This is a genomic window from Streptosporangium sp. H16 (genome assembly GCF_051918855.1).
Classification (GTDB): domain Bacteria; phylum Actinomycetota; class Actinomycetes; order Streptosporangiales; family Streptosporangiaceae; genus Streptosporangium.
In genome coordinates this window covers 31,303-43,384 of the sequence record NZ_JBPXMD010000016.1, presented here as the reverse complement: position 1 = coordinate 43,384, position 12,082 = coordinate 31,303, and the positions used below count along the sequence as shown (strand labels likewise).

General features: G+C 71.6%; 11 protein-coding genes. 2 read left to right on the top strand and 9 right to left on the bottom strand.

Translation table 11 applies throughout. The annotated features are described in order from the left end of the window. Nucleotides 1-118: 118 nt before the first annotated feature. The 6 genes from ACTOQ2_RS25435 to ACTOQ2_RS25410 form a co-directional block, all read right to left on the bottom strand. Entirely contained in the window at nt 119-982 is an 864-nt protein-coding gene (locus ACTOQ2_RS25435) for an MBL fold metallo-hydrolase (protein ID WP_440102781.1), read from the bottom strand. A gap of 178 nt (nt 983-1,160) precedes the next feature. Further along, nucleotides 1,161-2,579 carry an oxygenase MpaB family protein gene (locus tag ACTOQ2_RS25430; protein WP_440102779.1) on the bottom strand — a complete coding sequence of 473 codons (1,419 nt, stop codon included), beginning with the start codon at nt 2,577-2,579 and terminating at the stop codon, nt 1,161-1,163. Then, nucleotides 2,576-3,310, bottom strand: a complete 735-nt coding sequence (gene uppS / locus ACTOQ2_RS25425) for a polyprenyl diphosphate synthase (RefSeq protein ID WP_440102777.1) — start codon at nt 3,308-3,310, stop codon at nt 2,576-2,578. The genes ACTOQ2_RS25430 and uppS overlap by 4 nt, the downstream gene beginning before the upstream one ends. A gap of 99 nt (nt 3,311-3,409) precedes the next feature. Further along, the gene (locus tag ACTOQ2_RS25420; RefSeq protein ID WP_440102775.1) at nt 3,410-4,042 is read right to left on the bottom strand and encodes a hypothetical protein; all 633 of its coding nucleotides are present in this window, start codon (nt 4,040-4,042) and stop codon (nt 3,410-3,412) included. Between the two features lie 113 nt (nt 4,043-4,155). Then, entirely contained in the window at nt 4,156-4,938 is a 783-nt protein-coding gene (locus ACTOQ2_RS25415; protein WP_440086594.1) for an HAD-IIA family hydrolase, read from the bottom strand. Nucleotides 4,939-5,119: 181 nt separating this feature from the next. Continuing rightward, on the bottom strand, nt 5,120-6,019 hold the full coding sequence (locus tag ACTOQ2_RS25410) for a TIGR03619 family F420-dependent LLM class oxidoreductase (RefSeq protein ID WP_440102774.1): 900 nt from the start codon (nt 6,017-6,019) through the stop codon (nt 5,120-5,122). A gap of 57 nt (nt 6,020-6,076) precedes the next feature. Between ACTOQ2_RS25410 and ACTOQ2_RS25405 the strand changes: the two genes are divergently transcribed. Both ACTOQ2_RS25405 and ACTOQ2_RS25400 read left to right on the top strand, forming a co-directional pair. Further along, entirely contained in the window at nt 6,077-7,042 is a 966-nt protein-coding gene (locus tag ACTOQ2_RS25405) for a phosphotransferase family protein (protein WP_440102773.1), read from the top strand. Nucleotides 7,043-7,087: 45 nt separating this feature from the next. Beyond that, entirely contained in the window at nt 7,088-7,381 is a 294-nt protein-coding gene (locus ACTOQ2_RS25400; RefSeq protein ID WP_440102772.1) for a zf-TFIIB domain-containing protein, read from the top strand. A gap of 83 nt (nt 7,382-7,464) precedes the next feature. Here the strand turns inward: ACTOQ2_RS25400 and ACTOQ2_RS25395 are convergent, their stop codons facing one another. The 3 genes from ACTOQ2_RS25395 to ACTOQ2_RS25385 all read right to left on the bottom strand — a co-directional run bounded on the left by ACTOQ2_RS25395 (nt 7,465) and on the right by ACTOQ2_RS25385 (nt 11,906). After that, on the bottom strand, nt 7,465-8,442 hold the full coding sequence (locus ACTOQ2_RS25395) for a hypothetical protein (protein ID WP_440102771.1): 978 nt from the start codon (nt 8,440-8,442) through the stop codon (nt 7,465-7,467). A gap of 23 nt (nt 8,443-8,465) precedes the next feature. Further along, nucleotides 8,466-10,097 carry an ABC-F family ATP-binding cassette domain-containing protein gene (locus ACTOQ2_RS25390; protein ID WP_440102769.1) on the bottom strand — a complete coding sequence of 544 codons (1,632 nt, stop codon included), beginning with the start codon at nt 10,095-10,097 and terminating at the stop codon, nt 8,466-8,468. A 357-nt stretch (nt 10,098-10,454) separates the two neighbouring features. Next, a complete protein-coding gene (locus ACTOQ2_RS25385) occupies nt 10,455-11,906 on the bottom strand; it encodes a bifunctional phosphatase PAP2/diacylglycerol kinase family protein (RefSeq protein WP_440102768.1) in 1,452 nt (483 codons plus the stop codon). Nucleotides 11,907-12,082 lie beyond the last annotated feature (176 nt).

Sequence of the window (12,082 nt, the reverse complement as noted above, 5' to 3'; positions counted from 1 at the left end):
GGTAGACCGTAGATCACCCCCTCGTCAACCTCCTGGTTGAAAGCGCTGCTCACCAGCTACCTGTGCGACGCCTCCTACGCCAAGGCGAACGCGGCGGCCCGGGTGCGGGCACGGGGACCTAGCCGGGCGTCCCGTCGCGCTCGCCTCTTCGGGCGAGGCGCTGGGCCTGCCCGTCGTGCACATCGCTCACCCACTCCCAGCCGGGCCTGGCCGACGGGCCGACCCGAGGGTCACCGAGAACACCGGGAACACCGGGAACACCGAGAACACGGCCCTCGCGCAGGGCGAGCACGTACGCCCGATCCCGCTCGATCCGTTCGTGTACCTGATCGGCTCCGCCGACCGACCCGTGGCCGGGGACGACGACATCGACGTCGCCCGCCACGCCCTCCAGCAACCGCAGCGCCGCGAGGTAGTCCTCGATCGGGTCGGCGGTGCCGTTCAGGTCGAGCATCGGAACCAGGACATCGGAGAGCATGTCGCCGGCGACGAGAACCCCGCGTTCTTCGATGAACAGCGCCGCGTGGCCCGGTGCGTGCGCCTGATGCTCGATGATCCGGACGTGAGGGCCGTCCCACGGAATCTGCGCGGTCTCGGCGGGCAGGGCGGTGATGAGGCCGTACAGGTCCAGCGGGACCCGCTCGGCGATGCCCGTCTCGAGCAGGTGGTCGGTGATGTCGGCCTTCGCGTTCGGGTCGGACAGCTGATCCCGGACAGCTGCCGCGCAGCGGGCCGTGCCGTAACGAGGGGCCGCGCCGAGCCGGGGGTGCCAGAGCAGGTGATCCCAGTCCGGATGCGTCGAGAAGCCCGCCACAACGGCCTGACCCGAATCGGACAGGTCGTTCGCGAGGCAGGCCATTTCGTGGTCCTGCACCCCGGGGTCGATGAGCAACACGCCTGCCCGGCCGTGCACGACAACGGCGTTGCTCTGGCAGAACTCGCTCTCGTGGACCAGCACACCCTCCGCGACCTGCCTCAGCACGAGTGGCTCCTTCCGCTTGTGGTTTGCAACCGCTTGTCGAGACCGTAGTACCCGGTGGTGGCAGATTGCAAGCACTATGGGCGAGGCGCATGAGCCGCGGTCGGGGTGCCCGATCAACGCCACCATCGAGGGATGCGGCGATCGCTGGAGCCTGGTGGGGCCGGAGGCGGTCGTAGGTCTAGGACAGGAGGGAGGTGTAGGCGACCGAGTGCTGCTGCCCGGACATGAAGGACAGGAACTGCCTGACGAAGGCGCCGCGCGAGTAGCTGTCGCCCCTGCCGGTCAGATCGCGGTGGAAGGCCGTGCGGAACAATGCCTGATACTCCTGGACGTCGATCATCTGGTCGTCGTCGACGTCGGTGACATCGAACAGCACCTCGGCGATCCTGACCAGCCCGGAGCTGGGCAGGCAGGCGGCCGAGGCGGCGTATTCCCGGCGCGTGACACGCCCGTCGCCGTCGGCGTCGAGATCGGCCCGCAACTCCCCCCACCAGGCGGCGTAGGCGCTGTAAAGCCGTTCCTCGTCCCGTTCCTCCAGGTCGAGCCGAGTGGCGACCTCTCTGGCCATGGCGGCCAGGTCGGGCCAGGCGAGGTAGCCGTCGCCGGTCTGGTCCAGAACCTCGGTGAAGAACCGGTCAGCCGAGCGTGTGGCTTGATTGGCCTCCTCGGGAGCGGGGGTGATGAGTCTGAGCATGGCCGCGGCCTGGCCGGCCTTGCGGCGCAGGTCCGCCCACGGCCCGGCCCCATCGCCGTGATGGGGATCCAGCAGACTCATGAACGAGCTGGTGTGCATCCAGCCGTCCGGAAGCAGGCGAGTAGCCAGTCCGGCGGTCAGGTAGGCCCCGTGCATGAGCGCCCGCGCCCCTGGGAGGTCAGGCAGGGCGACACGCCGGCAGAAGGATTCCGGCAGCGAGGCGATGGTGACCGCGGCGGCCACAGGGCCTGCCACGGCCCGGCCCGCGGCCCACACCGCGGGATGGCCGCGCAGCAGGGGCGGTGCGGGCACGTTGGCGAAGAGCCGGTAGAGGATGACGCGCACCGCCTCGGTGCTCTCCAGACGATGGTCGATCATGTCGTCGTAGTAGTGCCAGAAATCCTGCGACGTCGCGGGGAGCTGGTCGCTGTCGCCCTCGATCAGGGTCAGAAGCGTTCGGAACTCGGTGTAGAGCCGTTCCACGGCGGGCCCGTCGAGCGACTCACCGCTCAGCCGGTACATCGTCACCGCCGACTCGAACAAGGTCGCCACCACCCAGGCGCGTGCTTCGGCGTCCATCGCGTCGTAGCCGCGGCCCTGCGGATCGGTGCCCGAGATGCGGGCGTGCAGACGGTTGAGGCGAGCCGCCTCCCGGCTGCGAACATGCCGATCCGGATCGAGCAGCCGTTGCGTGCTCATCACGGTGTTGCGCAGACGCCGCCACGGATGCGTCACGAATGTCGAGTTGCTGATGAGCGCCGCGCCGATCTGCGGGTGCGCGGCTTCCAGAACCGTGGCGCGGGTCACCGCAAGGCCCCAGCGCGCCTCGTTGACGAGGCGGTGCAGCATCGAGTTCGGGCCGAAGACGTCGGCGGTCTCCTCCGCGGTGGGCTGGTTCGTCAAAGTCCCTCTCCCGTCGTGGTGATCGGCCGGCGGACATCGCCGAACCGGCGCCGGCGCCGCCGGTAGGCGTCAAGGCATTCCCAGAGGTGGGTCGCGCGAAAGTCGGGCCATAGCACCTGCGGGAAGACCCATTCGGCGTAGGCCACCTGCCAGAGCATGAAGTTGGAGATCCGTTGCTCTCCGGAGGTGCGAATGACCAGATCCACATCCGGCGTGTCGGAGTACGGGAGATGCCGGGCGAAGGTGGCCTCGGTGACCTGCTCGGCGGGTACGGCGGCGCGGATCAGCGAGCGGGCGGCTTCCACGATGTCGTGGCGTCCCCCGTGATCGAAGGCGATCGTCAGCGTCATCTGCCTGTTGTCACTGGTAAGAGTCATCAGATCGGTGATGTCTTGAGCCAGCAGGGGTGGGATCCGCGGATCGGTCATGCCGAGGAACCTGCACCGGACACCTCGCGCGTGTAACGCCGGTGCGTGTTTACGGATGGCCCGGCGCACGAGTCTCATCAGGATGTCTACCTCGCCCGCCGGCCTCCGCCAGTTCTCGGTGGAGAAGGCGTACAGGCTCAGCCACTCGACACCGGCCGAGCGTGCCGCCTCGATGGTGTCGATCACGGCCGTCTCCGCCGCCTCGTGGCCCGCGGTGCGCGGCAGCGATCGCCGCGTGGCCCACCGCCCGTTCCCGTCCATCACACAAGCCAGGTGACGCGGCACTCCGCTGATAATTTCCATAGCGAAGCGTGACTATAGCATTACCGAGAGTATTGGCGGGTGTCGCGGACCGTGACCGCCGGACAACGACGAAGCGTGGATTTTCAAAGGAACGCGGCACTAGGCGCGGCGATCCTCCATCTCCCACAGGTGGTCGACGACGTGCCAGGCGATCCGGCGGGCGGCGTAGCGGACGGGCCAGCCGCCGGGTACCGGCGGACTGCCGTCGGAGGGCCGGGACAGCACCTCGACGAGGTCGGCGCGCATCGCCACCAGGGCCGAGGGCTCGCGGATGGGCTTGTAGCGAACCCCGATCTTGCGAGCGTAAGCGCGCTCGGCGTTGACGACGTGGGCGGCCATCTTGTCGCGGTCCCTGCCACCGCCGCGCGGGCCCTTGCGCAGCTCCTCGGGCGAGGTGGCGGTGGTCTCGGCGAAGAGCTCCCAGGCCGCCTCGAGCAGCGCGACGGTCCGGCCCGCCTCGGTCTCGTCCACCGGCTCGGCGTCGAGCGAGGGAATCGCCTCGATGGCCCCGAAGTCCGTGGTGGTGCCGCCCTTGGCCTGCTCCACCACCACCGGGTCCCGCGGCTCGAAGGCCAGTCCGGCCCGCTCCGCGACCACCCGGTAGCGCGGCGCGTACGTCATCAGCGCCTCGATCGCCGCCTCCTCGGATCCGCCGATCCGGCACCACCCCGGCCACTCCACCGAGCAGGCGAAGACCTTCTTCTGGCCGATTTCCAGGTAAACACGCGTCATGGGCGACAGCATGGCACCCGTACCTGACAGCCCACGGCAGGTACGTTCCCGGGGAACCCGGGAACGTACCGCCAAGGCCTTGAGGTGATACCTCCCGCCAGGCGGGACATGCCCTAGTCGATCAGATCGATCAGGTCGGCGACCGAGTCGACCACCATGGACGGGCGGAACGGGTAGCGATCGATCTGGTCCCTGCTGACGACCCCGCTGAGCACCAGGATCGTGTGCAGCCCGGCCTCCATGCCGGAGACGATGTCGGTGTCCATCCGGTCACCGATCATCGCGGTGCTCTCGCTGTGGCCGTCGATGGCCCGCAGCGCGCTGCGCATCATCATCGGGTTGGGCTTGCCCACGAAGTAGGGTTCCACCCCGGTCGCCTTGGTGATCATCGCGGCGACCGCGCCGCAGGCGGGCAGCGACCCCTCGTTCGACGGGCCGACCGGGTCGGGGTTGGTGGCGATGAACCGGGCACCGCCCTCGATGAGCCGGATCGCCCGGGTGATCTGGGTGAAGCTGTACGTGCGGGTCTCGCCGAGGACCACGTAGTCGGGGGCGATGTCGGTCAGGACGTAGCCGATCTCGTGCAGGGCGGTGGTCAGCCCCGCCTCCCCCACCACGTACGCCGAGCCGCCGGGACGCTGGCCGTCCAGGAACCTGGCCGTGGCCAGCGCGGAGGTCCAGATCGACTCCGGCGGGATCTCCAGTCCGGCCGCGCGCAGCCGTACGGCCAGGTCGCGCGGGGTGTATATCGAGTTGTTGGTCAGCACCAGGAACCGCTTGCCCGACTCGCGCAGGCGTCGGATGAACTCGTCGGCACCGGGCACCGGGTGTCCCTCGTGGACGAGAACCCCGTCCATGTCCGACAGCCAGCACTCGATCGGCTTGCGCTCGTCCACCGTTCTCCTCTGTTCCCGCCGGGTACGTACCGAACAAGGATGACAGGACCGGTTCGCTCACGTGCCATCAGACCCGTACATCCACGGGGAAGGCCGGTCACGCGGGACCTCCGCCGCACCGCACAGCCCGCCGGGCTCCGGTCGCCGCCCGGCTCCCGGTACGCCGAGAACCGCATGCCGATCAGGGCGCGAGCGCCTCCAGTGCCGCCTCCGCCCTGCGCATCGACTCCCCGGGGTCGGCGTCGGGCGATCCGATCTCCGGGTCGAAGTTGAGGTCGTGGAAGACGTCGGTGACCCCCCTGGCCGCGAGCTCGCCGACGTCGCGCCGGATCTCCTCGAACGAACCGGTCAGCGGTTCGCGCCCGGCCACTCCCGGGGGGCGGACGCGGGTGACGCCCCGGGTGACGAAGCGCAGCGCCTCGGGGTCGCGCCCGGCGGCACGAGCCGCCTCCTTGACGACGGAGATCTTCTCGCCGATGCCGTCGAGGTCCTCGCGGCTCGAACTGATCCAGCCGTCCGCCAGCCGCCCCGCGCGTCTGAGCGCCACCTCGGCGGAACCGCCCAGCAGGATCGGCGGCACGACGGGCGGTTTGGGATCCTGCTGCACCGGGGGCAGCTCGTAGAACTCGCCCTCGTGCTCCACGGTCTCCTCCGTCCACAGGCGCCGCAGCAGCGGGACGTACTCCTCCGCACGCCGCCCGCGCCGCTCGAACGACACCCCTGAGGCGGCGAACTCCTCGGGCAGCCACCCCAGGCCGAGACCCGCGTCCAGCCGCCCGCCGGAGACCGCCTGCAGGCTCGCGAGCTGCTTGGCCATCAGCGCGGGCGAGGCGAACGGCATGTTGAGCACCGCCACCCCCAGCCGGACGCGGCTCGTCAGGCCCGCCAGGTAGGCGAGCGTGACCACCGGGTCGTGCACGCTGCGGTAGGTCGGGCCCATGGCGTGGCCCCGCGGGTGGAGCAGGCGCTGGAAGGTCCACAGCTCGTGGTAGCCGAGTTCCTCGGCGCCCCGGGCGACCCGCGCCATGTTCTCCGGCGTTGCCCAGGACCCCGACACCGGCACCGCGAAACCGATCCTCATACCTCGCACTTTAGGCCGCCGGTCGGCGGGACGGGCGACCGGTGGTTCACTTGCCGGATGGACAGCGAGGACCTGATCGACGAACTGCGCCGGATCGGCGCCCGATACGGCGGCGCGCCCGGCACGGTGCTGCCGACCAGGCCGGACGTGATCATCGTGCGGGCCGGTTCCGTCGTGGTCAAGGCGCACGCGCCGGGGGCGGAGCGGGAACCGCTGGTGGAGCGGATGCGGGCCACCGCGCACCCGGCCCTGCGCGGGATCATGCTCGAACCGGTGACCGAGGAGGTCATGACCGCCGGGGATCGGTTGGTCACCGTCTGGCCGGCCGGGACGCCGGTGGACCACGCGGATCCGGACGCGGCGCCCTGGGAGGCGGCCGGGCGGCTGCTCGCGCGGCTGCACGCCGTACCGGTGCGGGCGCTGCCCCCGCTGCGGGCCGCGGGGGGACCGGCGCGGGTGGCCTCGACCGTCGCCCGCCTGGGTGACCGCTCCGCCGCCGAGCTGGCGGTGCGCCGGGCCTTCACCTGCCTGCCCGCCCCCTCCGCACCCGGCGTGAACCCGCCCGGCGCGGCTCCCGGCGGCTCCTCCGGTACGGCTCCCGGCGGCTCCTCCGGTGCCGCTCCCGGCGGCCTGACCCACGGCGACTGGCACATGGGCCAGATGGTCCGCGCGCCGGACGAGTGGATCCTCATCGACATCGACGACCTGGGCGTCGGCGACCAGGCCTGGGACCTGTCCAGGCCCGCCGCCTGGTTCGCGGCCGGACTGCTGGAGCCCGAGGTGTGGCACCGCTTCCTGGGGGCCTACCGCGCCGCGGGCGGGGTCGCCGTCCCGCCGGACGGCGATCCGTGGGGACGGCTGGAGGTCCCGGCGCAGGCGATGACCGTGCAGCTCGCGGCGGCGGCGGTGGCGGCCGCGGGACGGGAGGGGCGTCCGCTGGACGAGGTGGAGGAGGTCCTGGTCGAGTCCTGCCTGAGGATTGTCCGGCATCGAAGCGCCTGCCATAGTGTGCCCACGCAGTAGGTTGTGGTTACTCGGTTACCACGCCAGAACAAGGAGACCAGCCAGATGCAGTGTCCCAAGTGTCGGGGCGCCATGCGCACCTATGAGCGCAACGGCGTTCACATCGACCAGTGTGAGAGCTGTCGCGGAATCTTCCTGGACTACGGCGAGCTCGAGACGCTGACCCGCATGGAGAGCCAGTGGTCGCAGCAGTCCCACGCAGCTCCGCCGCCGCCGCCCCCGCCGCCCGTGCACGGCGCTCCCGGCTACGGCGCTCCCGCCTGGGGTGCACAGCACCGCGGCGGCCACTACGGCCACCACCGCCAGCGCAGCTGGGTCGGGATGCTCTTCTCGACCTGATCGGCCGAGGTGACACCGGGACCGCGACCTCGTGACGAGGTCGCGGTCTTCGCGTTCCCGGCGCCCCCTGGAAAGGCGGCGCGTCAGGTGGGGAAGTCGCCCGGCTTGACCTTCTTGGGCTTCACGGTGCCGCCGGTCACGGCGTGCAGGGTGATCGTCCAGTCGGTCCAGCGGATCTGGGTCGCGGTGTGGACGGTCCTGAACCGCACGGACTTGCCGAACTGCTCGAAGGCGCACGAGCGGGTGAAGGTGCGCGCCTTCGCGTCCCAGTCCTGGCCGAGGGTGTAGTAGATCTTGTAGCTGCCGTCCCGCACCCCCCGGATCTTGAAGTTCGACTTCCTGCGGACGTACACGGTGACGGCCTTCTTCTTGCCGCGCACCAGGACGACGACGGCGTCCTGCTTGGTGCCGTTGCGCAGTTCGAGGTAGGCGCGGCCCGTCCGCCCCTCGGAGGCGATGAACCTGCCGTTGGACAGCCGGCGATCGCGTTTCTTGGCCGCCTTGACCGGGATGACGCTCGCCGGATACCCGCTCAGCGTCTTGGCGACGTCTTCCACGTCGGACAGCTGGTCCGCCTCGGCCATGCCGGTCAGCACGGCCGGGCCGGTGCACACCCGCTGCTCCTCGGCGTCCTGGCGGGCGGTGTCGAAAGAGGTCCGCAGCCGTCCCAGGGCCTCGACGTAGCTGTCGTGCTGGGCCTTCACCTCCGCGGGAGGTGCCAGCGCGGACAGCCGGGTCACCGCGCCCTCCACCGCGCCGGAGGTCTTCTGCAGCTGCTTGCCGAGGGTCTTCAGCCCGCCGGTCGCGGCCAGCTTCTTCACCGCGTCGCGCACCGGGCCGCGCGCCTCCTCCAGCTCGGCCCGGTACTCGTCGGGCGTCAGCGTCACGGCGGCGGGCGAGCCGGTGGGAGGCGCGGAGATCCGGCCACCGGATCCCTGTCCCGTTCCCACCGTGCCGCCCGCGGTGGCCGGGCCGACCACGGGGTCGCCCGGAGACGGGGTGCAGGCGGTGAGGGCCACCAGGGTGACCACGGCACAGGCGAGCAATCGGGGGGTAGTCACCTGCACAACTATCGCCGGATCGATCACTGGGCGTCAAACAGTGCCCGGGAATCGGCAATCTCTGACAGCGTCCCCTCCCGGTCCACGGACAGCCACCGGGTGATGCCGATCGACCCCAGGAACGGCAGGTCGTGGCCTGCGACGACGAGCGCGCCCCGGTAGGCCTCCAGGGCCTGGGCGAGCTGCCGGACGCTGGCCATGTCCAGGTTGTTGGTCGGCTCGTCCAGCAGCAGGAGTTGTGGCGGCGGCTCCGCCGACAGCAGCGCGGCGAGCACCGCGCGGAACCGCTCACCGCCCGACAGGGTGCCCGCCGCCCGGTCGGCGCGGGCGCCGCGGAACAGGAACCTGGCGAGCCTGGCCCTGATCTCGTTGACCGGGACCGACGGCGCGAAGCGGCGGACGTTGCCGACCACACTGAGCGCGTCGTCCAGCAGGTCGAGCCGCTGCGGCAGGTATCGCACGCCGGGCACGAACACCGTGACCGAGCCCTCGGCCGGTTCGAGCTCCCCGACGACGGTACGCAGGAACGTGGTCTTGCCCGAGCCGTTCGGGCCGACCAGGGCGATCCGCTCGGGTCCCCTGACCACGAGGTCCGTGGGTGCCGCCCCGCCCACCGTGCGCAGGCCGTCGGCGATCAGCACGGTCCGCCCGGCGGGGACGGCCGTCTCGGGAAGCTCGACGCGGATCACGGCGTCGTCGCGGACGGCGTCCTCGGCCTCGGAGAGCCGCTCGCGGGCCTCGGCGAGCTTGCCGGCGTGCATGGTGCGGTGCTTGCCGGCCGCCACCTGGGCCTGCCGCCTGCGCGCCTGCATAGTGATCTTCGGCTCGCGTTTCCGCTCGTACATCGTGTTGCCGTAGCGCACCCGGCGGGCCAGCTTGACCTGGGCCTCCTCCCATTCGCGTTTCTGCCTGCGCACGTCGGCACCGGCGACCCTGACCATCCGCTCCGCGACCTCCCGCTCGGCGGCGAGCGTCTCCTCGTAGCCGGAGAGGTTCCCCCCGTACATCCGCACGGTGCCTCCGGTGAGGTCGGCCACGTTGTCCACCAGTTCCAGCAGGGTCTGGTCGTGGCTGACGACCACCAGCACCCCCGGCCACGACTCCACCGCGGCGTAGAGCCTGCGCCGGGCGTCGAGATCGAGGTTGTTGGTCGGCTCGTCCAGCAGCAGGACGTCGGGCCCGCGCAGGAAGAGCGCCGCCAGCCCGACCATGACGACCTCGCCACCCGACAGCGTCGCCACCGTACGGTCGAGGCCGACGTGTGCCAGGCCGAGCCGGTCGAGTTCGGCGCGGGCGCGCTCCTCGACGTCCCAGTCGTCGCCGACGGCGGCGAGGTTCTCCTCGGAGACCTCGCCGCGCTCGATGGCGAGCAGCGCGGCCCTGCGCTCGGCGACGCCCAGCAGCCGCTCAACGGTACGGCCGGTGTCGAGCGGCAGGCCCTGCGGCAGGTAGCCCACCTGCCCGGCGACGCCGACCGAGCCCGAGAGCGGGGTGAGATCCCCCGCGATGAGCCTGAGTAGGGTCGACTTGCCCGAGCCGTTGACGCCGATCAGACCGGTGCGCCCGGCGGGAAAGGCTGCGTCGAGATCGTGGAGGACGACGGTGCCGTCCGGCCAGGCGAACGACAGGCCGTCGACGACTATCGAAGAAGACATGGGGCGGCTCCCACAAGGTGTCGAGATGGAACAGGACACGGGGGACACCGCGGGCGCGCACGCGCTCAGCAGGGATTCACCGGGAAAGCGTCATCACGACGATGACGAGATCCGCCGAGGTCAGACGCGCGCCGGGCCGAAAGGACGGCTCGGGGGCGCGGTGTCCGGACCTCAGAACTTCAACGGACTCTCCCACGGACGGTGACGATACGGTTGAAAACCTACCCGACGCGCCGCGGGCCGCACCAAACCTTTTTCCGCGCCCCGTTTCCCAGGCCGGTGCGCGCGGTCACCCCGCGACGGCGGCGCGGTCACGGCCGGGCCATGACCGGCCATGACCGGGACGCCGTCCGGAGCTCAGCCGGCCGGCCGGATCACGAGGAGCGACCGCGGGCGCTTGGTGAACTCCACCTCGCCCGTGACCGTGAACGTCTCGCCGTCGCGTGCCAGCCGCAGCCTTCCCGAGGGCGCGGAGACGCGCAGCGTGTCGGCCTGCCACTGCTGGTAGTGGCGTGACAGCTTCACCCGTCCCGCCAGGAGGCTGAGGAACACCCGCAGCCGGGGCAGCCGGTCGGCGGCGGCGAGCACGCGGATGTCCAGCAGGCCGTCCTCCAGGCGCTGCCGTCTGGAGGGGGCTCCGCCGCGCGCCTCGTAGCGGCAGTTGCCCACGAACACCATCCAGACGCGCCGGGGCACCCCGTCCACGACGAGATCCACGGGTTGCGCTCCCCCCGGGCCGAGCACCTCGGCCATGGCCCAGAACAGCGCGGGCCACTTGCCGATCCGGCCCTGCCGCCGCTCCCTGCGCTCCACCAGCGCCGGGTAGACGCCCACGCTGGCGGTGTTGACGAACGTCCGGCCCGCGACCTCGCCGACGTCGACGGCCACGAGGTCGCCGCTGTGGTAGGCCGTCACGGCCTCCTCGGGGGTCTCCACCCCGAGCGCGCGGGCGAACCGGTCGTGGGCGCTCGCGGGAACGACAAGCAGCGGGGTCGCCCCGCCCGCCGTCTCCTGGGCCGCCAGGTTGACCACGGTGTCTCCCCCGGCGACCGCGAGCACCTTGGCCCGCGAGGCGGCGTCCCGCACGGCGGCCCCGAGGTCGGCGCCCGGCGCCACCTCGACGACCTCGGCCCGTGGGAGGGCCTCGCGCAGCGCCTCGGCCGTTCCCGCGACGGCGTCGGCGGAGCCGTCGACCACGGCGACCGTCCCCTCGCCCTCCGGGTCGAGCCGCGCGGACGGCGCCGTGAGGGCGGCGCGCGCCTGCCCCGCCTCGCCGGCGTCGGGCCAGATGCGACGGGTGATCAGCCCCGCCGCCACGCCGATCCCGGCTCCGGCGAGCACGTCACCGGGATAGTGCACGCCGGTGTAGACGCGGGAGAAGCAGACGGCCGCCGCGAGGAGCGCGACGGGGACCGCGACCACGCGGGGCGCCTCCAGCGCCACGGCCGCGGCGAAGGCGCCGGCCGTGGCGGAGTGGCCCGAGGGGAACGACGCCGACGCGGGCATCTTGATCAGCCGGGCGAGCGGGAGCCCCTCGGCCGATGGCCTGTTCCTGCGGAAGGCCTGCTTGCCGACCAGGTTGACCAGCGGGCTGGCGAGGCTGACCGCGAGCAGCCCCCTGGTCGCGGCCCGGCGCAGCGGCCGCCGCCCGCTGACCGCCAGTGCCCCCGCCACCCCGGCCCACAGGAGCGAGTTGTCGGCCGCGCGCGACAGCGCGGGTACGACGCGTTCGAGACCGGGCAACCTGGCGCCCGCCACCATGGCGAACACCCGCCGGTCCAGCCTGCTCAGCCGCGAGCCCAACCGCATGCGCCGCACCTTCCTGCATGACGAACAGCAACGACCAACTGCCACGACGAACCGCTCACGACGAACGAAAGGACAGCCATTCGATTCTGCCGCGCGCCCCCGTGCCCGGGGCGTTTCCGCCGCTCCCATACTTCTCGAAGCAACGGCGCGGACGACACCGGCGACAGCGAAGGCGG

What these genes read in the sequence shown, in the direction of transcription:
- uppS (WP_440102777.1), bottom strand. Translation starts at nt 3,310, where the DNA reads ATGGAAATTATCAGCGGAGTGCCGCGTCACCTGGCTTGTGTGATGGAC.
- ACTOQ2_RS25420 (WP_440102775.1), bottom strand. Translation starts at nt 4,042, where the DNA reads ATGACGCGTGTTTACCTGGAAATCGGCCAGAAGAAGGTCTTCGCCTGC.
- ACTOQ2_RS25410 (WP_440102774.1), bottom strand. Translation starts at nt 6,019, where the DNA reads ATGAGGATCGGTTTCGCGGTGCCGGTGTCGGGGTCCTGGGCAACGCCG.
- ACTOQ2_RS25405 (WP_440102773.1), top strand. Translation starts at nt 6,077, where the DNA reads ATGGACAGCGAGGACCTGATCGACGAACTGCGCCGGATCGGCGCCCGA.
- ACTOQ2_RS25400 (WP_440102772.1), top strand. Translation starts at nt 7,088, where the DNA reads ATGCAGTGTCCCAAGTGTCGGGGCGCCATGCGCACCTATGAGCGCAAC.
- ACTOQ2_RS25390 (WP_440102769.1), bottom strand. Translation starts at nt 10,097, where the DNA reads ATGTCTTCTTCGATAGTCGTCGACGGCCTGTCGTTCGCCTGGCCGGAC.
- ACTOQ2_RS25385 (WP_440102768.1), bottom strand. Translation starts at nt 11,906, where the DNA reads ATGCGGTTGGGCTCGCGGCTGAGCAGGCTGGACCGGCGGGTGTTCGCC.